The 23,546-nt window shown below is 59.6% G+C and carries 26 protein-coding genes and 1 pseudogene; 7 read left to right on the top strand and 20 right to left on the bottom strand.

Going from position 1 to position 23,546, the window contains the following annotated elements; translation table 11 throughout:
- Positions 1-55: 55 nt before the first annotated feature.
- Positions 56-418 carry a nuclear transport factor 2 family protein gene (locus T18_RS05725; RefSeq protein WP_019564201.1) on the top strand — a complete coding sequence of 121 codons (363 nt, stop codon included), beginning with the start codon at positions 56-58 and terminating at the stop codon, positions 416-418.
- Positions 419-459: 41 nt separating this feature from the next.
- On the opposite strand, the gene dxs is transcribed toward T18_RS05725, so the two are convergent.
- The 7 genes from dxs to T18_RS05690 form a co-directional block, all read right to left on the bottom strand.
- Positions 460-2,379, bottom strand: a complete 1,920-nt coding sequence (gene dxs / locus T18_RS05720; protein WP_003511745.1) for a 1-deoxy-D-xylulose-5-phosphate synthase — start codon at positions 2,377-2,379, stop codon at positions 460-462.
- A 98-nt stretch (positions 2,380-2,477) separates the two neighbouring features.
- Complete coding sequence (locus tag T18_RS05715) at positions 2,478-3,401, bottom strand: pirin family protein (protein WP_038490059.1); 924 nt, start codon at positions 3,399-3,401, stop codon at positions 2,478-2,480.
- 102 nt (positions 3,402-3,503) lie between these two features.
- Positions 3,504-3,758: an exodeoxyribonuclease VII small subunit gene (locus tag T18_RS05710; protein WP_003503059.1), complete on the bottom strand. Its 255-nt coding sequence runs from the start codon at positions 3,756-3,758 to the stop codon at positions 3,504-3,506.
- A 2-nt stretch (positions 3,759-3,760) separates the two neighbouring features.
- Positions 3,761-4,696: a histone deacetylase family protein gene (locus T18_RS05705; RefSeq protein WP_038490063.1), complete on the bottom strand. Its 936-nt coding sequence runs from the start codon at positions 4,694-4,696 to the stop codon at positions 3,761-3,763.
- A 26-nt stretch (positions 4,697-4,722) separates the two neighbouring features.
- The gene (locus tag T18_RS05700) at positions 4,723-5,286 is read right to left on the bottom strand and encodes a biotin transporter BioY (protein ID WP_019564197.1); all 564 of its coding nucleotides are present in this window, start codon (positions 5,284-5,286) and stop codon (positions 4,723-4,725) included.
- 31 nt (positions 5,287-5,317) lie between these two features.
- Entirely contained in the window at positions 5,318-5,923 is a 606-nt protein-coding gene (locus tag T18_RS05695; RefSeq protein WP_038490066.1) for an energy-coupling factor transporter transmembrane component T family protein, read from the bottom strand.
- Positions 5,920-6,600 (bottom strand): energy-coupling factor ABC transporter ATP-binding protein, encoded by a 681-nt coding sequence (locus T18_RS05690; protein ID WP_013635602.1) that lies wholly within the window; start codon positions 6,598-6,600, stop codon positions 5,920-5,922. Before T18_RS05690 ends, T18_RS05695 begins: the two co-directional genes overlap by 4 nt.
- A gap of 115 nt (positions 6,601-6,715) precedes the next feature.
- Here T18_RS05690 and T18_RS05685 point away from each other — a divergent pair, with 115 nt between their 5' ends.
- Positions 6,716-7,909: a winged helix-turn-helix domain-containing protein gene (locus tag T18_RS05685; RefSeq protein ID WP_038490068.1), complete on the top strand. Its 1,194-nt coding sequence runs from the start codon at positions 6,716-6,718 to the stop codon at positions 7,907-7,909.
- A 168-nt stretch (positions 7,910-8,077) separates the two neighbouring features.
- Here T18_RS05685 and ribB read toward each other — a convergent pair whose 3' ends face one another.
- The 3 genes from ribB to T18_RS27125 form a co-directional block, all read right to left on the bottom strand.
- Entirely contained in the window at positions 8,078-9,178 is a 1,101-nt protein-coding gene (gene ribB / locus T18_RS05680; protein ID WP_038490071.1) for a 3,4-dihydroxy-2-butanone-4-phosphate synthase, read from the bottom strand.
- 12 nt (positions 9,179-9,190) lie between these two features.
- Positions 9,191-10,288: a chorismate synthase gene (aroC, locus tag T18_RS05675; protein ID WP_003511758.1), complete on the bottom strand. Its 1,098-nt coding sequence runs from the start codon at positions 10,286-10,288 to the stop codon at positions 9,191-9,193.
- Positions 10,289-10,391: 103 nt separating this feature from the next.
- Positions 10,392-10,658 (bottom strand): hypothetical protein, encoded by a 267-nt coding sequence (locus tag T18_RS27125; RefSeq protein WP_210187537.1) that lies wholly within the window; start codon positions 10,656-10,658, stop codon positions 10,392-10,394.
- A gap of 83 nt (positions 10,659-10,741) precedes the next feature.
- On the opposite strand from T18_RS27125, the gene T18_RS05670 reads away from it, so the two are divergent.
- Positions 10,742-11,002, top strand: a complete 261-nt coding sequence (locus T18_RS05670; RefSeq protein ID WP_003511760.1) for a DUF1344 domain-containing protein — start codon at positions 10,742-10,744, stop codon at positions 11,000-11,002.
- A gap of 199 nt (positions 11,003-11,201) precedes the next feature.
- On the opposite strand, the gene T18_RS05665 is transcribed toward T18_RS05670, so the two are convergent.
- The 4 genes from T18_RS05665 to T18_RS05650 all read right to left on the bottom strand — a co-directional run bounded on the left by T18_RS05665 (position 11,202) and on the right by T18_RS05650 (position 14,548).
- Positions 11,202-11,795, bottom strand: a complete 594-nt coding sequence (locus T18_RS05665; RefSeq protein ID WP_003511761.1) for a histidine phosphatase family protein — start codon at positions 11,793-11,795, stop codon at positions 11,202-11,204.
- 31 nt (positions 11,796-11,826) lie between these two features.
- A complete protein-coding gene (fabI, locus tag T18_RS05660; protein ID WP_003511762.1) occupies positions 11,827-12,645 on the bottom strand; it encodes an enoyl-ACP reductase FabI in 819 nt (272 codons plus the stop codon).
- 131 nt (positions 12,646-12,776) lie between these two features.
- Positions 12,777-13,886, bottom strand: a complete 1,110-nt coding sequence (locus T18_RS05655) for a DnaJ C-terminal domain-containing protein (RefSeq protein ID WP_038490075.1) — start codon at positions 13,884-13,886, stop codon at positions 12,777-12,779.
- Positions 13,887-14,098: 212 nt separating this feature from the next.
- Positions 14,099-14,548, bottom strand: coding sequence for an RT0821/Lpp0805 family surface protein (locus T18_RS05650; RefSeq protein ID WP_051489680.1), 450 nt, complete (start codon positions 14,546-14,548; stop codon positions 14,099-14,101).
- Between the two features lie 56 nt (positions 14,549-14,604).
- Between T18_RS05650 and pdxH the strand changes: the two genes are divergently transcribed.
- Positions 14,605-15,225 carry a pyridoxamine 5'-phosphate oxidase gene (gene pdxH / locus T18_RS05645; protein WP_003511768.1) on the top strand — a complete coding sequence of 207 codons (621 nt, stop codon included), beginning with the start codon at positions 14,605-14,607 and terminating at the stop codon, positions 15,223-15,225.
- Positions 15,226-15,256: 31 nt separating this feature from the next.
- On the opposite strand, the gene T18_RS05640 is transcribed toward pdxH, so the two are convergent.
- A complete protein-coding gene (locus T18_RS05640; RefSeq protein WP_038490077.1) occupies positions 15,257-16,036 on the bottom strand; it encodes a sulfite exporter TauE/SafE family protein in 780 nt (259 codons plus the stop codon).
- Between the two features lie 150 nt (positions 16,037-16,186).
- Here T18_RS05640 and T18_RS05635 point away from each other — a divergent pair, with 150 nt between their 5' ends.
- Complete coding sequence (locus T18_RS05635) at positions 16,187-16,492, top strand: MazG nucleotide pyrophosphohydrolase domain-containing protein (RefSeq protein WP_038490081.1); 306 nt, start codon at positions 16,187-16,189, stop codon at positions 16,490-16,492.
- 267 nt (positions 16,493-16,759) lie between these two features.
- On the opposite strand, the gene T18_RS05630 is transcribed toward T18_RS05635, so the two are convergent.
- The 5 genes from T18_RS05630 to T18_RS05610 form a co-directional block, all read right to left on the bottom strand.
- On the bottom strand, positions 16,760-17,434 hold the full coding sequence (locus tag T18_RS05630) for an HAD family hydrolase (RefSeq protein WP_003511772.1): 675 nt from the start codon (positions 17,432-17,434) through the stop codon (positions 16,760-16,762).
- 6 nt (positions 17,435-17,440) lie between these two features.
- Complete coding sequence (locus tag T18_RS05625; protein WP_019564190.1) at positions 17,441-17,878, bottom strand: bleomycin resistance protein; 438 nt, start codon at positions 17,876-17,878, stop codon at positions 17,441-17,443.
- A gap of 275 nt (positions 17,879-18,153) precedes the next feature.
- A complete protein-coding gene (gene tldD / locus T18_RS05620) occupies positions 18,154-19,569 on the bottom strand; it encodes a metalloprotease TldD (RefSeq protein ID WP_003511774.1) in 1,416 nt (471 codons plus the stop codon).
- Between the two features lie 79 nt (positions 19,570-19,648).
- Positions 19,649-19,957: a hypothetical protein gene (locus T18_RS05615; RefSeq protein ID WP_038490085.1), complete on the bottom strand. Its 309-nt coding sequence runs from the start codon at positions 19,955-19,957 to the stop codon at positions 19,649-19,651.
- A gap of 69 nt (positions 19,958-20,026) precedes the next feature.
- Positions 20,027-20,551, bottom strand: coding sequence for an invasion associated locus B family protein (locus T18_RS05610; protein WP_003511775.1), 525 nt, complete (start codon positions 20,549-20,551; stop codon positions 20,027-20,029).
- A gap of 441 nt (positions 20,552-20,992) precedes the next feature.
- Here T18_RS05610 and coxB point away from each other — a divergent pair, with 441 nt between their 5' ends.
- Entirely contained in the window at positions 20,993-21,856 is an 864-nt protein-coding gene (coxB, locus tag T18_RS05605; RefSeq protein WP_019564187.1) for a cytochrome c oxidase subunit II, read from the top strand.
- Between the two features lie 17 nt (positions 21,857-21,873).
- Positions 21,874-23,546, top strand: a pseudogene (ctaD, locus tag T18_RS05600) (cytochrome c oxidase subunit I); the annotation flags it as partial.

The following is a 23,546-nucleotide window of genomic DNA, read 5'->3' as shown; positions in this document are numbered from 1 at the left end:
GTTCTGCGTCACAGCCCCCGGCATGCTCAGGCCGTCAACCAAAAGGAGCGCAATCATGACGCAACATCTCAAAATCGCCGAAACCTACCTCGCTGTCTGGAACGAGGAGAACGATGAACGCCGCCAGCGCCTCGTCAGCCAAGGCTGGACTGAAATGGCGTGCTATACAGATCCTTTGATGCAGGGTGAGGGGCAGCAGGGGATTGCCGCGATGATCGAGGCGGCGCGGCAGAAATTTCCGGGATATCGCTTTGTGCTCACAGGCACCCCGGATGGCCACGGCAACTTCACCCGTTTTTCATGGCGTCTCATTTCGCCTGACGGAGAAGATGTTGCCGGCGGAACCGATGTCGTCAGCCTAAATGCCGAGGGGCAGATTGAAAATGTCGTCGGTTTTCTCGATGGCGCCGCATCCTGAGGCAGAGGCGGGTCGTCCCGCCTTCTGTCCCGGTAATGCTGTCAGCCGGCGAAACCGACGCCGGCCTGACGCTGGCCGAGCGCATTGAACACGGTGGAAACGATGCCGGCGCGGTCGAGGCCGGCATTGGCATACATGGTCTCGGGCTTGGCCTGCTCCACCCAATGGTCAGGCAGGGTCAGGGTCCGAACCTTCGGGCCATGGTCGAGCAAGCCTGCGCTTGCCATGAAATGCAGCACATGTGCACCGAAACCGCCGACAGAGCCTTCCTCGATTGTCACCAGAACCTCATGATGAGCGGCAAGCTGGCGGATGAGGTCGAGGTCGAGCGGCTTGGCGAAGCGCGCATCGGCAACCGTGGTGGAAAGTCCGGCGGCATCGAGGTCCTCGGCCGCCGCCAGGCACTCCGCAAGGCGCGTACCGAAGGAAAGAAGTGCAACTTTCGTGCCTTCCTTGATGATGCGGCCCTTGCCGATCTGCAAAATCTCACCGCGCGCGGGCATCTCGACGCCCACGCCTTCGCCGCGCGGATAACGGAAGGAAATCGGGCCTTCATCATAGGCTGCGGCTGTGCGAACCATATGTTTCAACTCGGCCTCGTCGGACGCCGCCATAACCACCATGCCGGGCAGGGTGGCAAGGAATGTGGTGTCGAAAGAGCCGGCATGGGTCGGTCCGTCTGCGCCGACGAAACCGGCGCGGTCGATGGGGAAGCGCACGGGCAAGCTCTGGATCGCCACATCATGCACCAGCTGGTCGTAACCGCGTTGCAGGAAGGTGGAATAAAGCGCGCAGAACGGCTTGTAGCCATCCGCCGCAAGCCCCGCCGCGAAGGTGACGGCGTGCTGCTCGGCAATGCCGACATCGAAGGTGCGGGCCGGGAAAAGCTCGGCCATCTTGTCCAGCCCGGTACCATTAGGCATGGCGGCGGTGACGCCGATGATCTTGTCGTCGAGGGTCGCTTCCTGGATAAGCGCTTCGGCAAACACGCTGGTATAGCTCGGCGCATTCGGCTTGGCTTTCGCCTGTGCGCCGGTAATGACATCGAACTTGTTGACGCCGTGATACTTGTCCGCTGCCGCTTCTGCCGGCGCATAACCCTTGCCCTTCTGCGTCACCACATGGATGAGAACAGGGCCTTTCTGGTTGTCGCGCACATTGCGCAGTACAGGCAGCAGGTGATCGAAGGAATGACCGTCGATCGGGCCGATGTGATAGAAGCCAAGCTCCTCGAACAGCGTGCCGCCGGTTACGTAACCGCGCGCATGGGTCACGGCGCGGGTAATGGCGCGGTCGATGGTCTTGCCGAGATAGGCGGTGAGTTTCTTGCCGAAATCGCGAAAGCCCATATAGGTGCGGCCGGAGGCAAGCCGCGCGAGATAAGCGCTCATCGCGCCCGTCGGCGGCGCAATCGACATGTCGTTGTCGTTGAGGATGACGATCAGCCGCGCGTCGAGCGCACCGGCATTGTTGAGCGCCTCAAACGCCATTCCCGCAGACATGGAGCCATCACCGATAACGGCGATAACCTTGCGGTCGCTCTGATCCAGCCCAGCGGCCACCGCCATGCCGAGACCGGCGGAAATGGAGGTGGAGGAATGGCCGGCGCCGAAATCGTCATATTCGCTCTCGGCCCGACGCGTGAAACCGGAAAGCCCGCCTTCCTGGCGCAGCGTGCGGATGCGCTCGCGACGGCCGGTCAGGATCTTGTGCGGATAACATTGGTGGCCAACATCGAAGATCAACCGGTCTTCCGGCGTGTTGAACACCTTATGGATGGCAATCGTCAGCTCCACCACGCCCAGACCGGCACCCAGATGCCCGCCGGTGCTCGACACCGCGTCGATCATCTCGTCGCGCAACTCCCTTGCCAGTTCCGGCAGGTCGCGATCGTCGATCTCCTTGAGATCGGATGGAAAATTCACCCGGTCAAGCAATGGGGTCTGTGGCATTCCGGTCAATCGTTCGGCCTTTTCTCGTGTCAGCGGCGGGCACCAGTGCGTCTTTCATATAGAAAGCCAGCAGTTGAGCCCTGCATGTCGTTCACTTCTATAGAATTTCAACCCTCCGGCAAAGGGACAAACTCTTCTTCGTTGCCGGGAACGATATCGAAGCGTCCGGTTCTCCACTCCTGTTTGGCCTGCTCTATGCGTTCTTTTGATGACGAAACGAAGTTCCACCAGATGTAACGGCGCTGGTTGAGTGCCGCACCGCCGAAGATCATGATGTGACAGCCGCCACTGCCGCTCTGCAATGTGATGTCGTCGCCGGGCCGGAAGACGAGCAACTGGTCGGCGGCAAAAACGTCACCCGCGACATCCAGAGAGCCGGAAAGAATGTAGATCGCCCGTTCCTCATGGTCGGCGGAGAACGGGAATTTCACACCCGGTTCCAGCGTCAGGTCAACGTAAAGCGTGTCAGTAAAAGCCGAAACGGGGGAAGTGAGGCCTTCGAAATCACCGATAACGACCCGGCCGGATGCGCCCTTGATATCGATCAGAGGCATGTCTTCCCGGGCGGTATGGGAAAAAGCCGGAGCGATTTCCTCCATATGATCGGGGAGGGCAAGCCAGGTCTGCAGGCCGGACATGGAAAGCGGATGGCCGCGCAGGTTTTCCGGCGTGCGCTCCGAATGCACGATTCCGCGCCCCGCCGTCATCAGGTTGATGTCGCCGGGCCGGATGACCAGTTCGGTGCCGAGACTGTCGCGATGCTTGATTTCGCCGTCAAACAGATAGGTAACGGTGGAAAGCCCGATATGCGGATGCGGCTTGACATCCAGCGCCTCGCCCGCTTTCAGGATGGCCGGACCCATGCGGTCGAAAAAGATGAACGGGCCGACCAGCCGCCGCTGCCGCGTCGGCAGCGCACGCCGCACGGCGAAGCCGCCAATATCGCTGGTGCGCGGAATGATGAGGTTTTCGATGGCGTCGCAGGCGAAAGCATCGCCCGCGACAGGATCGTTGCCGGGAAAGAAGGACATCCGAAGCTCCTCGTATCGTTACACGCAAGCTTACCACGAACGATACGACGTGGGAGCGCCGTAATGTTGAACGCTGTGTCGCCCCCGTTCAACAGGACGTGTTTATTCGCCGTCCAGCGGCTCCACGCCCTGTGGTTTTCCGGCGCGGTCGAGACGGATTTTCTCGATACGCTTTTCGGCGGCGTTCAACAGCGTCTCGCAATGTTTTTTCAGGGCTTCGCCGCGCTCGTAGATGGCGATCGACTCGTCCAGCGCCACGTCTCCGCGCTCCAGGCGTGCAACAATGCTTTCCAGCTCGGCGACGGCCTTTTCGAAGGAATAACCGCTGACATCGGCTGTGTTGGCATTTTCCGTCATTTTCAACCCTTCATCATTCTCAAAATATGCATGGCCGCCGATTCCGCCAGCCCTTCCAGATCATAACCGCCTTCAAGCAGGCTGACGACCCGGTTCGAGGCGTATTTGTCCGCCATTTCCAGCAACCGCCCTGTCGCCCAGTCGAAATCCTCGCCCACCAGATTGATCTGCGCCAGCGGATCGCGGTGATGCGCGTCGAAACCGGCGGAGATGATGATGAGATCGGGCGAAAAATCGGCAATCGCCGGCAGGACTCGGGATTTGAACGCCTCGCGAAAATACTCGCTGCCAGTATTGGGGGAAAGTGGCGCGTTGACGACATTGTTCTTCACGCCGGTTTCGTTTTTATCGCCGCTCCACGGGTAAAGCGGCATCTGGTGGGTGGAACAGAACAGCACTGACGTGTCGTTCCAGAAGATATCCTGCGTACCGTTGCCGTGATGCACGTCCCAGTCGATGATGGCGACGCGCTCTGCGCCGTGCACCTTCTGGGCGTGACGGGCGGCGATTGCCGCATTGTTGAAGAGACAGAACCCCATGGCCTTTGCGGTTTCCGCATGGTGGCCGGGCGGGCGGGACGCAACGAAGACGTTGTCGGCGGCACCCGTAAACACGTCATCTACCGCCACCATCGCAGCGCCTATACCGGTCAGCGCCGACTGCAGGCTTTTCGGCGAGACATAGGTGTCGGCCTCGACGCGGTTGATCTCGCCATCTTCCTCGGGAATCTGGCGCATGACAGACAGCAGATGCTCCTCCGGATGCGCCAGAAGCACGGCATCCTCGTTGGCCTGCGGTGCTTGCTTGCGGACCAGTCGCTCGAAATTCGGATGTTCGAGCGCAATGTTCAGAGATCGCAGCCGATCCGGCCGCTCGGGATGGCCTTCCGGCGTGATGTGTTCAAGGAAGATCGGATGTTCGTAAAGACGGGTCGCCATTCTCTAATCCTCCCGAAATAAGCTGATCAAGCGCGCTGCGGCAAAAGCGGATAACCGACCATCACAGCGCGGCCGGCAAGTGCGGCAAGCACGGCCTTCAACGCATCGCCGGGAATGAAGGCGAGCGAACCCATGAACGCCTTTTCAAACCCGAGCCCGACCACCAGCGCCAGATAGGAGATGCCGAAGGCATAAAGCACGACCACGCCGCCGACGAGGCTGGCGATGAAGAAACCGATACCCTGCGTCAGAGCCGACTGGCCGCGATTGACGAGTTTTTCCGAGAGCGTGCCGGTAACGAAAGCGGCAGCAATCCAGCCGATCAGGAAGCCCGTGGTCGGCGTGGTGAAGATGGAAAGGCCGCCGCGTCCGCCTGAGAGGACTGGCAGGCCGATGGCGGCGATGAGGATGGTCAGAAGAACCGCGAGCGTGCCGCGTTTCGCCCCCAGCACGACACCGGCCAGCATGACGCCAAGTGACTGCGCGGTGATGGGCACCGGAATGAAACCAAGCGTGATCGGCGGCAAAAGTCCGAGTGCGATGATGATGGCGGAAAACAGCGAGATCAGCACAAGGTCGCGGGTCGTCATGGCTCGGGAACTCCGGATGGTTGTTTTGCCGTCAGCTTTGGCCTCTGAAACCGCGCGCGTCAATGGCGTCGGCAATGGCATCCGCATCCTTCAACGTCATAATCACGAGCGGCACGATGATCGTGGCCAGCCGAACGGGGAGGCCGCGCGCCCGGTGCGCATCGCGCACGGCATGGTAACGATTGACGATCTCAGGCACGAACCGCACGACGAGCCCGACCGCGAGCCCGATATCGGCCGCCTTGACCAGCCCCAGCCTTTCCAGCGGGGCGGCGGCAAGCGAGATTTCGTCCATGAATTGCGAAATGCTGACGGTGATGGTGACGGCGGTGGCGAGAAGCGCCAGTGCAGTCAGCCGCAGAAGATTAACACTCGCATCGTGTACCGGAAGCAGCAGATAGCTGAAGGCGGCAACGAGGAGAATGGTCAGCATCACCGGGCGTAGCCGCAGGCCGATCTCGCGGAATTGCAGCCGCGTCTCGCGCAGAATGGCGGCGGCCACAACGACGGCGCATCCCAGCAAAAGCAGATCGCGGGTGAGAAACAGCGCAATGCTGAAAACCATCAGCGTCACGAGCTTGAGGCGCGGAGAGACGCGGTAGAGCCAGCCCGTGCCTTCGACATGAAGGGACTTCATCGCGACGCAACCTCCAGATAACGTGCCACCGCCTCTTCGGGGTTGGCGTCTGCAACAAGCTCGCCTTCGTGAAAAACCAGTACGCGATCGAAGCCGGAAAGCAGCGGCAGATCGTGGGTGATGACGACAAGCGCCTGCGAAAGCGCAGCCATTGTCTTCTCAACGATCGCGCGGTTTTTGAGGTCGAGCTGATTGGTCGGTTCATCGAGAATGAGGATTTGCGGTTCAGTGACCAGCAGGGCGGCCAGCGCCGCCAGCTGCAATTCGCCGCCGGAAAGCTCGTGCGCGCGCCGTTCTTCCAGATGAGCGATACCGAGCCGGGCAAGCACGGCCTTGACCCGCGTTTCTGTCTCCGTCTTGCCGATACCGAGTCGCTTGAGGCCAAAGGCGACATCGTCGCGTATGATCGGCAGGATGATCTGGTTCTGCGGATTCTGAAAGATGAAACCGACTGCCTGCAATACCGCTCTCGCATCTTTGACGGTGTCGAGACCGTTCACCGACACCTTGCCGCGCGTCGGCTTTGTCAGACCATTGATCAGCCGCGCAAAGGTGGTCTTGCCCGAGCCGTTGAGGCCGATCACGCCGATACGCCGTTCAGTCAATGTCAGGGACACGGGCTGTAAAGCCTGCCTGCCCTCGAAGGCGACGCCTGCGGTGTCGAAACGGATTTCCAAGATTGATGCATCCCTCTATCGCTTTCCGGTTCTATATCGTGTCATCAACAGAAGTGAAACAAAGAACAAAAAAAGAACATTGCAATCCTGAAAAAGCCGTCATACCTTCTGCTTTATGACGATCAAGGTTTCAAACGAAGCGGCAAAGCGGATTTTTCTGGCGCGGCAGGGGCTTTGCTCTCCGCCCGGAAAGGCGCTTTCCAAGGATGGCCTGCTGCAGCTCATTACCGATATCGGTTTCGTGCAGGTGGACAGTATCGGCACGGTGGAGCGCGCCCATCACCAGATAATATTCTCCCGAAACCAGACCTACAGGCGCGAACATCTGACAGCACTGCTGGAAAAGGACCGCGCGCTGTTCGAGCACTGGACGCATGATGCCTCCATCGTGCCGACCGAATTTTACCCCTATTGGAAGCACCGCTTCCGCCGCCGCGAGCCGATCATTCAGGAGCGCTGGCGCAAATGGCATGGTGAGGGGTTCGATGCGGCTTTCGCCGAGACGCTGGAGCGCATCGCCGCCACGGGTCCGGTTCTGGCGCGTGAGTTGAAGGAGGAGGGGCATCAGTCCGGCGGCTGGTGGAACTGGCATCCTTCCAAGACCGCACTCGAATATCTGTGGCACACCGGTAAGCTTGCCATATCCGGCCGCGTGAATTTTCAGAAGGTCTATGATCTGGCGGAGCGGGTCATTCCCGGCGAGCACCACGAAAGCGAAGTGGAGCATACGCAATTTGTCGACTGGGCCTGCCGGCAGGCGCTCACCCGGCTGGGTTTTGCCACCCATGGCGAAATCGCCGCCTTTTTTGATCTCGTTACCCCGCAGGAGGCGAGGGACTGGGTCAAGAGCCACCGTGACGAACTGTGTGAGGTCTCGCTTCTCGCAAGCGATGGCGGTGCTGCCCGTCCGTCCTATGCCTTTGCGGATTTCAGCGCCGATGTCGCCAACCTGCCGGAACCGTCGTCCCGCGTCCGTGTGCTGAGCCCCTTCGATCCGCTGTTGCGCGACCGCAACCGCACGGAGCGGCTGTTTGGCTTCTATTACCGTATCGAGGTCTTCGTACCCGAGCCGAAACGGCAATATGGCTATTACGTCTTCCCGCTTCTGGAAGGCGACAGGCTGATCGGCCGTATCGACATGAAGGCAGACCGCAAGCGCAGCACGCTGGATGTGCGCCGCCTGTGGCTGGAACCGGGCGTGCGCGCCTCAGCAGGAAGGCTCGAGAAACTAGACGCGGAATTGTCGCGGCTTGCGAAGTTTACGGGGGTGGAGAGTGTGAATTATCTGGAGGGGTGGCGGGATGTGTAGTTGCGCCTTGAGCCGGCGACTGCCTCTTCCGTCATGCTCGGGCCTGTCCCGAGCATCTGCAACGGAAAATGTATAGGATGCGTCTGCAGATCCTCGGCACAAGACCGAGGATGACGCCGGACGGGCGGAGAGGACGCCAAATCGAAGCGCCCTCGCGACGTCCCTAAATCACCCGATATCCGTTGCCGAAATCTTGATCCCGAAGCCTTCCAGCCCGACATAGTGGCGCTCGCGGGTCGTCATCAGCTTGATCGAGCTGATGCCGAGGTCTTTGAGAATCTGCGCGCCGAGGCCGATTTCCAGCCACTCATTTTCGCGGGAGCGGGCCTGTGCGTGCGCTTCGTCGGGATCACGCGCCTTGCGCCGTCCGTCCACCTGGCCGACGCCGACAGAACCTTCGCGCAGATAGACGATGACGCCGCGGCCTTCTTCGGCGATCTTCTGCATATAGTGCTGCACCGGCTGGCGGTCGCCGAACACGTCGTCAGCAACGTTTTCAGGGTGCAGGCGGACGGGAATATCGACGCCATCGCGGATATCGCCGAAAATCACCGCCATATGCTGCATCCGGTCCCATGGCAGGGAATAGGTATGCGCCTTGGCCGGTCCGAACGGGGTTTGGATGGTGAAGGAGGATTCCATCTCCACCAGCGTTTCCTTGCGCTGGCGATAGGCGATCAGATCGGCGACCGAAACATGCTTCATGCCGTGTTTTTCGGCGAAATCCAGAACCTGCGGACCGCGCATCACGGTGCCATCGTCATTGACCAGCTCGCTGATGACGCCGATGGGCGGCAGGCCGGCGAGCCGGCAGAGATCGACGGCCGCTTCGGTATGGCCGGAACGCATCAGCACGCCGCCTTCGCGGGAAATCAGCGGGAAAATGTGGCCTGGCCGGGTGAAATCCGACGCGCCGACATTCGGGTTGGCGAGGTTGCGCACTGTCAAGGTCCGGTCATCCGCGGAAATACCGGTCGTCGTGCCATGCTTGAAATCGACGCTGACGGTGAAGGCGGTCGTGTGGGCGCTGTCGTTTTCCGCCACCATGGCGTTGAGGTTCAGCCTCTTTGCCTCCTCACGCGGCATGGGCGCGCAAACGATGCCGGATGTGTGGCGCACAATCAGCGCCATTTTTTCCGGCGTGCAATGAACCGCCGAAATAATCAGATCGCCTTCGTTTTCACGGTCGTCGTCGTCGGTCACGACAACGATCTCGCCAGCTTCGAAAGCGCGGATAGCGTCGACGACACGTTTCTGATCATAGGCCATTTCGGATTTACCTCACTTCAACCGGCCGGTCTGGCCACGATCTCTCAAATAATGGTCGGCAACGGTGCAGGCCACCATCGCCTCGCCGATCGGCACGGCTCGGATGCCGACGCAGGGGTCGTGGCGGCCCTTGGTGCGCACATCCACATTGCGACCGTCGGTGTCGATGGACTGGCGCTCCGTCAGAATGGAGGAGGTGGGCTTGATGGCGAAGCGGGCGATGACGGGCTCGCCAGTCGCGATGCCCCCCAGAATGCCGCCGGCATGGTTCGACAGGAAAATCGGTTTGCCGTCATTGCCCATGCGCATCTCGTCGGCATTCTCCTCGCCGGAAAGCTCAGCCGAGGCAAATCCCTCGCCAATCTCCACGCCCTTGACGGCGTTGATCGACATCAGGCTGGAGGCAATATCCTGATCGAGCTTGGCGTAGATCGGCGCGCCGATGCCGGCCGGAACACCTTCCGCCACGACTTCGACGACCGCGCCGATCGACGATCCCGCCTTGCGGATGCCGTCAAGATATTCTTCCCACACCGGCACCATCGCCGGATCGGGGCAGAAGAATGGGTTCTGATCGACCTGGTCCCAATCCCAATTGTCACGGTTGATCTTGTGTTTGCCGATCTGCACCAGCGCGCCGCGCACGTTGAGGCTCGGTACCACCTTGCGGGCGATTGCGCCTGCGGCAACACGCGCCGCCGTCTCGCGGGCGGAAGAGCGTCCGCCGCCGCGATAATCGCGAATGCCGTATTTCAGATCATAGGTGAAGTCGGCATGGCCGGGGCGGAAGCTGCGGGCAATCTCGCCGTAATCCTTGGAACGCTGGTCGGTATTTTCGATCAGCATGGAGATCGGCGTGCCGGTGGTTATCATCGTCTCGCCGTCCTCATCCAGCATCACGCCGGACAGGACTTTGACGATGTCATCTTCACGGCGCTGGGTAACGAAGCGGCTTTGGCCGGGCTTGCGCTTGTCCATCCAGTGCTGCACTTCGGCAAGCGTGAAGCGGATACCGGGCGGGCAGCCGTCCACCACACAGCCCAAAGCGGGCCCATGGCTTTCGCCCCAGGTGGTAACGCGAAAAAGATGACCGAAGCTGTTATGCGACATATTTCTCTAGACCGGAAAACGAGGGCGCGCCTGCGGACAGGGGCCGTTTAAAACAAGCGGATTTGTCATAGTAGAAAATCGGACCAAGGCAAAAGCCTTTCTTTCATCGCAAGTCCGATAAGACGGTGACGCAGCGTTCACGACGCCGAGCAGCCCGGAAAACGACAGGCGTGACGATGGCTGACGACTGGCCGGATGAATGATTCGGCGGAAACGGCGCAGGGTTTTCCAGATGACAAAAGTGTAAAGGTGCTGGTGTTTTCCACGCTGTTTCGCGGTTTTCCAATATTGCCGGGAAATGCGGTGTAAAAATCACTAACGACTTGAACGTGATCCAAAATCCGTTCATCAATTGGGCCGAAAATGTCATGGTTGCGGGCAATTTCCGCCACATTCGAAAGGCAATTCTTCATGCATGTAAGGTTTTCACGCAAATTCACGAAAGCTAGATCGATGCGTATGATGATTGCCGCCCTTCTGGCCACCGCCAACTTGCTTATGCCTATCAACAGCTACGCCCAGAGCGTCGATGTCGAGGGAACGATCAGCAAGATCGACGTGAATGCGCTGACCATTACCTTGAACGACGGCAAGAATTACCGTGTGCCGGAAGAGTTCAATTTTGAAGGCCTGAAGGCAGGTGTGAAGGTCGTTGTTTTCTACACGGAAGTGGACGGAAAACGCGTGGTCGATGATCTCGAGGTCGTGCAGTAAACTGCGGTTTCGGCTCTCCTGTTGTCGAGGCGGACCTCTCTAATCCCGGTCGGGAAGCTCCAGAATTTCCATTATGCCGGACGTGATCCGACATCCAGCCGACGAGCGTCTGCGTGGCGGGATTGGTTTTTTCAGCCTAAAGATTTGGGTTGGCCGGGTTCCGGCTCGAGGCCGGAATGACGGAGGAGGATCGATACCCTCACGAAATCCACTCAGCACTGTTCCTGTCGATCTCGACCTTCAAAATCCGGTCCTGCGGGATCTGCGTCGTAGAGGCTTCATCCTTGTCCATGCCGGAAACCAGGCGGAAGATCGAGCGGATCACGCCGCCGTGGCAGACACATACCGTCGGCACCTCGACTGAGGAAAGCCATGCGCCAATACGCCAGGACAGGATTTCATAGCTTTCGGCATGCTGACCGGGGGGGATGAAGTCCCACTTGTTGGCCTTGCGCGCTTTCACCCGGTCGGGAAATTCTTTTTTCAGTTCCGGCAGGGTCTGGCCTTCCCAGTCGCCGAAGGAAACTTCGACGAGGCGGTCATCGGTACGGTATGCGTGGGGATCGAGCCCCATCGCTCCGCGCATCAGCTCCATGGTCTCGCGCGTGCGCCCGAGCGGGCTTGCCACGTAATCGAAATCACGCGCGGAGTCGCCGAGAATTTGCGCCAGAACCTTGCCGTTGCCGACCGCTTGCGCGCGGCCGAAATCATTGAGCGGAATGTCTTTCTGGCCCTGAAGCCGGCGTATCGCATTCCAGTCCGTTTGTCCGTGCCGGATCACATAGACGAGCAAGGCGATACCCCTGTTTCAAAGTTCGGTCGGCTCAGTCTTTGACCACCGAGATATCCGGCGCGTCAACGGCCTTCATGCCGATGGTGTGATAACCGGAATCCACGTGGTGGATTTCGCCGGTGACAGCCGTCGAAAGGTCGGACAGCAGGTAAAGCGCCGACTTGCCGACTTCTTCGATGGAAACGGTGCGCTTCAGCGGCGCGTTGTATTCGTTCCATTTCAGAATATAACGGAAATCGCCGATACCGGAAGCCGCAAGCGTCTTGATCGGGCCAGCGGAAACCGCGTTGACGCGGATGCCGCGACTGCCGAGGTCTACCGCGAGATAACGCACGCTGGCCTCGAGTGCAGCCTTGGCCACGCCCATGACGTTGTAGTTCGGCATGACCTTCTCGGCACCGTAATAGGTGAGCGTGATGATCGAACCACCATCATTCATGATCGGCTCTGCCCGCTTGGCAACGGCGGCCAGCGAGAAGACGGAAATGTCCATGGTGCGGTTGAAGTTGTCGCGGCTGGTGTCGAGATAACGGCCGGTCAGCTCGTCCTTGTCGGAAAAGGCGATGGCGTGCACGACGAAATCGATCTTGCCCCAATGCTTTTCCAGCCCGGCAAAAACCGCATCGATCGTCTCGAGGTCGGTCACGTCACAGTGGCCGGCCATGAAGGCGCCCAGTTCCTGCGCCAGCGGTTCAACACGCTTCTTCAGCGCGTCGCCCTGCCAGGTGAGCGCGATTTCCGCGCCCGCGTCCGCGCAAGCCTTGGCAATGCCCCAAGCGATTGAACGATTATTGGCGACACCCAAGATGATGCCGCGTTTGCCAGCCATAAGGCCGGATGCCTGAGCCATTGTATGCTCCCTGATACTTTCGATTGATCCTGCCTATGGCATAGGCTGCAATCCTGTTCAAGATTGCCGAGGATCATCTACTGTTAGGGAACGTAACAAAGGGTGCGTTGTCCCGCCTATTCGCAAAACTTTTACAAATAAAGGCCTTCGCGCATGTGGCGCATGAGGTCAGTCACCTTCTCGTCCGGCTTTTCGAGCAGGATGATGCGCAATTCGATGACAAGATCGCCATATCCACCCTTGCCGTCCGCAAGCCCCTTTTCGTCAAGCCGCAGCTCGCGATCGGAGCCGGACCAGGCAGGAATGGTGACGGTTTCCTCGCCAAGCGGCGTCCGGATACTCGTCTCGCAACCCAGAACCGCGTCACTGAGAGAGATTGGCAGCGTCGTATGAATATCGAAGCCGCGAAGGGAAAAGGTGTCGTCGCGTGCCGCCAGCAACGTGACGGCCAGATCGCCGCGCGCAATGTTCGGCAACTTCAGCCCCTGGCCCTTTAGTCGCACCACATGGCCGTCCGTCATGCCGGGTTCAAGCTGGAAGCGTACCTCGCGTTCGTCGGCAAGGGATACGGTGATCCATTTGCGCTCCAGAAGTTCGGTGACCGTAACGGTGGCTTCCGCCGTGATGTCAGGTGCCTTTTCCGGCGGCGTCTGCGGGGGGCGGAAGCGGCGCACGAGAGCGCTGAAGAGATTGGCGGCGAGCGAAGCGGCTGCGGTTTCGCTTGCAGACGTCTGCGTGGTCTCGCCAGCACCGGGCGCGTCGCCCTTAACGCCCGTGGCTGCGGCTTTCGCCGCTTCGGCTGCCTGCTGCACCTTGGGGTCGTTCTGCGCGTCGGCGCCGAAAATCCGCTCGACGATATCTTCGGCCGTTTCGGGTTTTGCATCGGCTTTCTGGCCGGTTTGCGCCCTGTTGCGGGCATCCGCACGGGCCAGTTCCTCCATCAGCTTCTCAGCGGCCCTGGCGCGCTCGGCGGCCTCGCGCGCCGCCTCCCGCTGCTGCATGATTGTTTCGCCGCGCTGCTTCTTCTCGGCCGCCTTGCGGGCTTGGTCGTAAAGATCGCGCTTTTTGGGGTCTTTCAGAAGATCGTAGGCCTGCCCGACCTCGGCGAATCGCGCCGACGCGTCAGGGTCATCGCGATTGGCGTCCGGATGGACGGTTTTTGCCTTCGTGCGCCAGGCAGCCTTGATGTCTTCGTGACGGGCGTCACGTTTTAAGCCGAGGATAGAATACGGATCGCGCATGCGAAACACCAGTTACGTTGGCTCAGGCACGTGCAGCCGCTCATGGCGCAATCCTGAAACAAACCCCTCCGAAAAGGGATGCCTGCGATCATTCGCATGCATGCCCTCGGTTCAAACAACGTCGACTGTGGCAATAAGTTGCTAAGCAGTTGTTTACGGGGAATGCGCGCTGCCATGCGGCCGGATTAATTCCGCGCGCCAGGGTAAACAGTTTATTTCTGTTCGAAGCGGGTGAGTAACCATTCGCCGGTTTCCGACAGGCAGGCCTGTCCGGCATAACTCGCCACACCTTCGAAAGAGTGGCGCGTCGTCTTGAAATCGCGGCAGACGAAACCGCTGGACTTGTCTTCGTGAATGGTGGTGACGACACCGGCGCTGCCGGTTGCGGCATTGGCCCAGGGCAGGGGCTGTTCCGCGAGTTTGGTGAGATCCGCCGATGTGACCGCATTGCGGATGGTCGCGTCGTCGGTCTGCGGGTTATTATTGGGCTGGTTGGGAACAGAGGCGGTGGAAAGCGAGCGATCGACCTTGTCGCCGCCGAACAGGTCAAGGCTGACGCATCCGCTCAGCACCACAAGCATTGACACGATGGCGGAAACTTCCGCTACCGATGAAAGGAGGCCCTTTGTTCGACTGTTCGACTTTGCTATGACGGTCACCATCTTTCGCCAGAGATCATCTCTGGGGTCCAAATCAGCTCGGGAGCATTTTAGTCAATATGTCGGAAACGGGGTTAACATCCAGTGACTTCACTGAAGAAAATGAACCGTTCACGCTTTTTGCCGAATGGCTGAAGGACGCGACGGCCTCCGAAATCAACGATCCGAACGCGGTAGCACTCGCAACCGTCGATGAAAACGGCCTGCCGAATGTGCGCATGGTGCTGCTGAAGGACGTCGACGATCGTGGCTTCGTTTTCTATACGAATTTCGAAAGCCAGAAGGGGCGCGAGATCCTGGGCCAGAAAAAAGCGGCCATGTGTTTCCACTGGAAAAGCCTGCGCCGGCAGGTGCGTCTGCGCGGCGAGGTGGAGATCGTTACCGACGCGGAAGCGGATAGCTATTACGCCTCGCGTCCGCGCGGAAGCCGCATCGGCGCCTGGGCGTCGAAGCAGTCGCGGCCGCTGGAAGGCCGGTTTGCGCTGGAAAAGGCGGTTGCCGAATACACCGCGAAATATGCGATCGGCGATATTCCGCGCCCCTCCTACTGGTCCGGTTTCCGCATTCGCCCGGTCAGCATCGAGTTCTGGCACGACCGCAAGTTCCGCCTGCACGACCGTGTCGAATTCCGCCGCGAGACGCCGGATGAACCGTGGTCCAAGGTCCGCATGTATCCTTGAAAGCTGCAGGGGGCAGGCCGTCCTTGCCTGCCTATTTCAGCAGCGACTCAAATAGCGGCAGGCCGATGACGGCGGAAATGGCGATCAGGCCGTAGCAGATGCGCCTGAACGCCGCCTCGTCGGCAAGCCCGTGCAGCCGTGCACCGGCATAAAGACCCGCCCCGTAAAACGGCAGGGCCAGCAGGAAAAAAACAAAGACGTCGGCAGTGAACAGGCCACCAAAAAAATAGCTGGTGGCGGAGATCACGGTCGAAATCGCGAAATAGAGAATGACATTCGCGCGCACGAAAGCGCCCTTGAGGGCCCCGCCAAGCCAATAGGCGACGATGGGTGGACCGCCCAGTTGCGCCGCACCCGAAAACAGCCCGGCAACAAGCCCGGTGAACAGGGTGAGCGGCGTTTTCGGCCGGCCGCTGTAACGCCAGCCGGAAACGAGAAATAACAGCAGCACGACAACCACGATGGAAATGATCCAGCGCAGGGTGAGCGGATCCCCGCCGGAAAGCAGCAGCGTTCCAAGCGGGACACCGACAAGCGCACCGGCTGCCATGGTGAAGACTTCACGCCGGTCGGCCATGCGCCAGGCCGGCGGTATCATGCCGAGCGTCAAAACGCCGTCCACCACAAGAAGAACCACCGAGGCGATGCGCGGGCCGACAATGGCGCTTGCCAGCGGAATGAAGATGAGGGCCGCACCAAAGCCGGAAAAGCCGCGGGCAAGTCCGGCGAGAAAGGCGGCGCCCGCAAACATGGCGAGCAGCGTCGGACTATGCGCGGTGATGAGAGCCGAAAAAAAATCGAGGAGAGGCATGGGTGACTGCATGGGTTTCGAATACCTCTTTATCCCGCATGCAGGCACCTGTCGCGGAAATTTCAGCTGATTATCGCACGATACGCTTTCGAATCGACGCCGCCGGAGAATCGTGATCAGAGTTGTATCTCACGAACAAAGGATGAACAAATGCTTGCTGTCTTGATGCGCCAGTTTAAAGCTGCCTCACAGAAATACGCCGAGGAAAATGGGATCGTCCGCGATCCCGACTGGTATATGCTGAAGCTTCAGGAGGAGGTTGGTGAGGTCACGCAGGCCTGGAACCGGCTGACGGGGCGTGGGCGCTGCAAGGGCAGAAGCGAAGAGGAGATGAAACTCGGTCTTGCCGACGAAACCGCCGATCTCTTGGGTCACGTGTTGCTGCTCGCCCATTATAACGGTCTCGACATCGAAGCATCGATAGAGCGCAAGTGGCGTTTTACACCATCTGTATGACAGTTTGCGGGGAGGGACGCGACCCTAGCGCTGCGGCTCTGTCGCTGCCGCGATTATGAGAGCGAAACGATAGAGAGCAGAGCTGCGAGAATGGCGGCCACCGGTGTCATGACCTGCCGCAGGGTAATCAGAAATGCGGAAAGAGCGAGCGATATCATCGCCGCTCCGTCTATGCATGTGCCGACAATTGAATTCGAGCAGGATCGGCCTGCCAGCCTATATGTGAGGCACCATAAAGACCAATGGCTAAAGGCATGTGACGCGCCTTCATGCCTCTGATAACGGCGCCTGTTGCAGGAGACCGGCAACCGCATGAAGGTCGGTTGAAACGGCAATGCATTTTTCCCGCATTTCCTCGGTCGGCGGCGCGACATCCGGCACCATGATCGTCATCATGCCCGCCGATGAGGCGGAGCGCACGCCGTGCCAGGAATCCTCCAGCGCCAGGCAACGGCCCGGATCGATGCCGAGACGTTTTGCGGCAGTAAGATATGGCATGGGCGACGGCTTCGGCTCCGAATAGTCGCCGCGGGCGACGATGGTATCGAAACGTTTGAGCAGGTCATAGGGGCCGAGATGACGCGTGACGGAATCGTGCCGCGAGGAAGTGGCGATGGCGCGGCGTATATCAAGCCTGTCGAGAAGATCGAGGATTTCGACGACGCCGGGTTTCAGCGCCACGCCTTCCGCCATCATCACGGCAAGATGCCGGAGCCAGGCGTCACGGAAGCTGTCGATCGGAAAATCCGCGCCATAATCGGCGAAAATGGTGCCGGTAATGACATCCCACGGGCTGCCGCAGACCTTCTGATAGGTCTCTACCCGCATTCCGTGGCCGCCCTCATCTGACGCGGCCAGAAAGGAATCGCGATAAAGCGTCTCGCTTTCGATCAGCAATCCGTCCATGTCGAAAACGACAGCATGCGGGAGAAAAGGCAGCATGGCGGCTCAACCGAACCGGAAGGGGCGTTCGCCGAGGCTTTCGAACGGGCGGAGCAGGTAACCGTCCGGATCGGCGACGATGAATTGCCGGTTGCCCACCTCGACTGTGCCGCGCCTGTACCATTTTTCCTCTGACGGCAGGACAAGATCGATTGCGGCCCGCTCAAGTCGCGCGAGGATTGGCAGCAGGGAAGGAACGGCAAGTTGCAGATTCATGCCGCGGCCCAGCGGAAATTCAAGCGCTGCATTTTCCGCCACGAAGGTCCGGGTCGCACCGATCTGGTCGATCATCAGCTGCGCATCACCCAGCGCCAGATAGGCAAAGCCCTCTTCGGCGCGCTCATAAACCACATGAAAACCGATCAGGTCGCAATAAAAAGCGCGGCTTTTCTGCCAGTCGCTGACGGCTAGTTCCGGGACGAGGGCATTTCGTATGATGGTCATGGTCTCCTTTGCCGCGCAGGCCCGGCTATGGGAGGCGTGGCCTGCGGTAATGGGGCGATATTATCGTCTTCCGGGTGACTTGCCAGAGGAATCCTCATCATGGCAGCCATGTGCGGAGTTGTGGGCTGAAGCAGGTTCAACTTTTCGGCCTGCCACAGCTTTTCTCACCTCGTGCCGGACATGATCCGGCACACAGCCCGCCCAAGTCCTTGGGCTGAAACGGCTCATCTCGCCAAGCGGACGCGGGTAGGCCGGATTCCGGCTCGAGGCCGGGACTACGCCTTCGTGCCGCCGACGGTGATCTGGTCCATGCGCAGATGCGGCTGGCCGACGCCAACCGGCACCCACTGCCCAGCCTTGCCGCAATTGCCGATGCCGGTGTCCAGTTTCGAATCGTTGCCGATCATCGAGACGCGTTTCATTGCGTCCGGCCCGTTGCCGATCAGCATTGCACCCTTCACCGGCGCGCCGATCTTGCCGTTCTCGATGAGATAAGCCTCGGTGCAGCCGAACACGAACTTGCCTGATGTGATATCCACCTGACCGCCACCGAAGGAAACGGCATAGATGCCCTTCTTGACGGAGGAGATGATCTCCTCGGGCGTCTTGTCGCCTGACAGCATGTAGGTGTTGGTCATGCGCGGCATCGGCACATAGGCATAACCCTGACGGCGGCCATTGCCTGTCGCCTTTGCACCCATCAGCCGGGCGTTCTGGCGGTCCTGCATGTATCCCACCAGCCTGCCGTTCTCGATCAGCACATTATAGGCCGACGGTGTTCCCTCGTCGTCGACGGTGAGCGAACCACGGCGGCTGTCGATGGTGCCGTCATCCACCACAGTCACACCCGGGGCTGCCACCATCTCGCCCATCAGGCCGGCAAAGGCCGAGGTTTTCTTGCGGTTGAAATCGCCTTCGAGGCCATGGCCCACAGCCTCATGCAGCATGACGCCGGGCCAGCCGGAGCCGAGAACCACATCCATGGTGCCGGCCGGCGCATCGACGGCGGTCAGGTTGACGAGCGCCTGGCGCAGCGCCTCGTCCGCACCGCGCTGCCAGTTCTCCGTGGTGATGAAATCGCCAAAGCCGACGCGGCCGCCAATGCCGTAGGAGCCGCTTTCCTGCCGGTCGCCTTCACCTGCGACCACGGAAATATTGATACGGGTCATGGGCCTGACATCGCTGACGCGATGGCCATCGGCGCGCAGAATATCCACTACCTGCCAGCTTGCGGAAATCGTCGCCGTCACCTGTCGGACATTCGCGTCTTTGTCGCGCAAATAGGCATCGATATCGGTGAGAAGTTTCACCTTCTCCTCGAAGCTCGGGCTGCCGATCGGGTTTTCGTCGCCATAGAGCTTTTTGTTAGTGCGTTGTGGGGCTGCGGCATAGGAACCGGAATAACCTCTGGTCACGGCGCCGACAGCATCCGACGCCCGCTTCAGCGCAGCCTGCGACAGCTCGCCCGCATGGGCGTATCCAACGGTCTCGCCGGCAACGGCGCGCAGGCCAAAACCCTGGTCGGTATTGAAGGAGCCGCCCTTCAGGCGGCCGTTATCGAAGGTCAGCGATTCGGCCTGCGCATGTTCGATGAACAACTCGCCATCGTCTGCGCCGGTGAGCGCTTCCGCGACCAGCTTGCGCAACTGCGTCTCGTCGCAATCGAAGAGATTTACAAGGTCGTTGGTCATGGGAGGCTCCAAACTGAATAGTGTCTGGCAAGCATGTAGGATTGTGGGGCGTCGGTGGCAAGCCAAAGCGTGATTTGGCTCAAGTCAGCTTGAATATGAGGTGCACGAAAAAAGCCATGGCCACATAGACAGGGACGCTATGGAGAAGAACCAGCAACGTCAGACGTCCCCAGTGCTCAGGCGGATTCGGCACGACGCGTTCCCAGTGGAACTGCGACAGAATATTCCCAGTGACAATCATAATCAGCATTTGCGGCTGCGCGTTTCCTACCATGAAATCGGGCAAGAGGCCACTTTCATGAGCAAAGCTCACCGCAAAAGCAAATAGTAGAAGTACCAGAAAAACGCCGCAAAACTGACGGAGGGTTACCGGTTTTCTATATTTCATGATATCCGAAAATAGTTAAAACAATACTTTCATGGTAGAGTTTTAGTCTCTCGGATTCAACCTTATTGTTTAAGGAAGCGCGTCGTAGCCTTCGGCAAAGCCGGTGAGCTCGATCGGAATACCGACACGATCCTGATCGACGGATTCACGCAGCGCGAAAACCGCGTTCTTGCCGGCGCGCAGAACCTTCAGCAGTTCGTCGTCAATATCGACCTCTACATAGCAGCCTTCGGAGAAGCAGCGGGTGAAATAGGCGCGGCCAATATTGTTGTTGTCGATATAAAGCTCCATGCCGTCCTTCAGAAGCACGCCAAGCGGTGCGAGGATACGCAGGATGCGCGACTTGCGGTCCGCGGTTTTCAGGACCACCACCGAAAGCCCCACTTCCGGGCGGTCGTCGGCAATCACGTTCTGCATCAGGGCGCATTGATCTTCGGATGCGCCTGCCGGCTTGTCGCAGATCACCGACCATGCTCCATGCGTCGACTTCGGCGTTCCGGGCGGCTGCTGTTGCGCCAGCGCCGCTGCGGCGGGAGCGATGATGGCAAGACCGGCGGCGGCAAGAAAAGTGCGCGCGAGCGGGGAAAGACGCATGGATACCTCTGGGATTCGAATCAGTGCGGCTATTTTGACGCCATAATCCGGAAAAAAAAGCCTTGGTACCTCAATTCCAGCCGAGTTGGGCGGAAATAGGACCTGTTGCCAGGTGCAGGCGCCTGATTTGACCGTGCGGCAGCCGGTGCCTGTTGGCTGAAGCCTGCTGCAAAAGCGCTGCCAGCAGGGGCTGCGCCGGATTTTGACCATTGCCAAGCGCACCTGAAATATCTTGCGGGATACGGGACATGGGAAACTCGGCTGCGACGAACAATGGTGAAATTGGCTGACATCCGTGTCCTTACGCATATTGCGGCAGAGGACAAACTGTGGTTTGAAGTTAGTACCATAAGCATGGATTCTGCGTCTGTAATTGATCAAGATCAGACGCGTGAGGGAGAGGGTACCGTGACGAATAGGATTTACGCAGCATTGGCGGGGATGACCTGTCTGCTCACGGCTGTCGGCGCCCACGCCGATCAGCCGGTGCATTGGCAAATGGGCATGCAGGAGGCCGCCACGCCGATCATGCACGAAATACGCTGGTTTGAACAATATACGCTCTGGTTCATTGTTCCGGTTACGCTTTTCGTTCTTGCGCTGCTCATTATCGTCGCCTTGAAATTCCGTGCAGCGAAGAATCCGGTGCCGTCCAAGACCAGCCACAACACCGCGATCGAAGTGGTGTGGACGCTTGCGCCGGTTCTCATTCTCCTGTTCCTCGCTTTCCCGTCGTTCAATCTTCTGAACGCGCAGCTGACGCAGCCGGAAAACCCTGATCTGACGCTGAAGGCGACTGCGACGCAATGGCTCTGGAACTACGAATACAAGGCTGCCGAGGGCGCCGAGCCGCTCGCCTTCGACAGCTATCTGCTGAAAGAGCAGGATCGTGCAGCTGCAGGCAAGGAGGACAAGGCCCGCTACCCGCGTCTTCTCGCGGTAGACAATGAAATGGTCGTTCCGGTCGGCAAGACCGTTCGCCTTCTGGTGACGGCGGCGCCTACGGATGTCATCCACGCCTTCGCCATGCCCGCTTTCGGTGTTAAGATCGACGCCGTTCCGGGCCGCCTCAACGAAACTTGGTTCAAGCCGGAGAAGGAAGGCCTTTATTACGGCCAGTGTTCCGAGCTTTGTGGCAAGGACCACGCCTTCATGCCGATCGCCATTCGGGTGGTTTCCGAACAGCAGTACAATGCCTGGCACGCCGCCGCCGCTTCAGATCTGAACGGCGCGAACCGGGCACTGATGGCCTCCGTCGATGGCGCTCCGCGCACGGTCGACGTTGCCGCCAACGAAACCAACTGAGACCTGGAGTGACGACAATGGCTGGACCTTCCGCACACGACGATCATCACTCGCATGGTCAATCCGCTCATGATGGGCACGCGCATGATGATCATTCGCATGATCATTCCCACAAGCCGGGCTTTTTCGCCCGCTGGTTCCTGTCGACCAACCATAAGGACATCGGCACGCTCTACCTGATCTTCGCCATCATGGCGGGTATCATCGGTGGCGGGCTTTCGGTTGTCATGCGTATGGAGCTGCAGGAGCCGGGCATCCAGATCTTCCACGGTCTGGCCTCCATGGTTTACGGCTTCGAGGGTGACGCTGCCATCGACGGCGGCAAGCACATGTTCAACGTGTTCACGACAGCGCACGCGCTCATCATGATCTTCTTCATGGTCATGCCGGCGATGATCGGTGGCTTTGCCAACTGGATGATCCCGATCATGATCGGCGCTCCTGACATGGCTTTCCCGCGCCTCAACAATATTTCCTTCTGGCTGATCGTTCCGGCGTTCATCCTGCTGCTCCTGTCGCTTTTCGTCGAAGGTCCGGCGGGCGGTTACGGCGTGGGTGGCGGCTGGACCATGTATCCGCCGCTTTCGACCAACGGCATGCCGGGACCGGCAGTGGATCTTGCGATCTTCTCGCTGCACGTTGCCGGCGCGTCGTCGATCCTTGGCGCCATCAACTTCATCACCACCATCCTCAACATGCGCGCTCCGGGCATGACGCTGCACAAGATGCCGCTTTTTGCCTGGTCGGTTCTGGTCACCGCATTCCTGCTGCTGCTTTCCCTGCCGGTTCTGGCTGGTGGCATCACCATGCTTCTGACCGACCGTAACTTCGGCACGGCATTCTTCTCGCCGGAAGGCGGCGGTGATCCGATCCTCTACCAGCACCTGTTCTGGTTCTTCGGCCACCCGGAAGTGTACATCCTGATCCTGCCCGGCTTCGGCATCATCAGCCACATCGTGTCCACCTTCTCCAAGAAGCCGGTCTTCGGCTATCTCGGCATGGCATACGCCATGGTCGCCATCGGCGCTGTCGGCTTCATCGTGTGGGCGCACCACATGTACACGGTCGGCCTTTCGCTGGAAGCGCAGCGTTATTTCGTCTTCGCAACCATGGTCATCGCGGTGCCGACGGGTATCAAGATCTTCTCGTGGATCGCGACGATGTGGGGTGGTTCGCTGACCTTCTCGACCCCGATGGTCTGGGCAATCGGCTTCATCTTCCTGTTCACGGTTGGCGGTGTTACCGGCGTCCAGCTCGCCAATGCCGGTCTCGACCGTTCGCTGCACGACACCTACTACGTCGTGGCGCACTTCCATTACGTTCTGTCGCTCGGCGCGGTCTTCGCGATCTTCGCCGGCTGGTATTACTGGTTCCCGAAGATCACCGGCTACATGTACAACGAGTTCATCGGCAAGCTGCACTTCTGGGTGATGTTCGTTGGCGTGAACCTGATCTTCTTCCCGCAGCACTTCCTCGGCCTTGCCGGCATGCCGCGTCGTTACATCGATTATCCCGATGCCTATGCCGGCTGGAACCTGGTGTCTTCCTATGGTTCCTATATCTCGGCCGTTGCCGTGTTGATCTTCCTCTTCGGTGTTTGGGAAGCCTTCGCCAAGAAGCGGATCGCTGGCAACAATCCCTGGGGTGAAGGTGCGACGACGCTCGAATGGCAGCTGTCCTCTCCGCCGCC

It is taken from the genome of Rhizobium sp. TBD182 (assembly GCF_001950375.1).
In the GTDB taxonomy this organism is placed as follows: domain Bacteria; phylum Pseudomonadota; class Alphaproteobacteria; order Rhizobiales; family Rhizobiaceae; genus Agrobacterium; species Agrobacterium tumefaciens.
The sequence above is the reverse complement of the archived record's forward strand: the minus strand, read 5'-3'. Positions and strand labels throughout refer to the sequence as shown.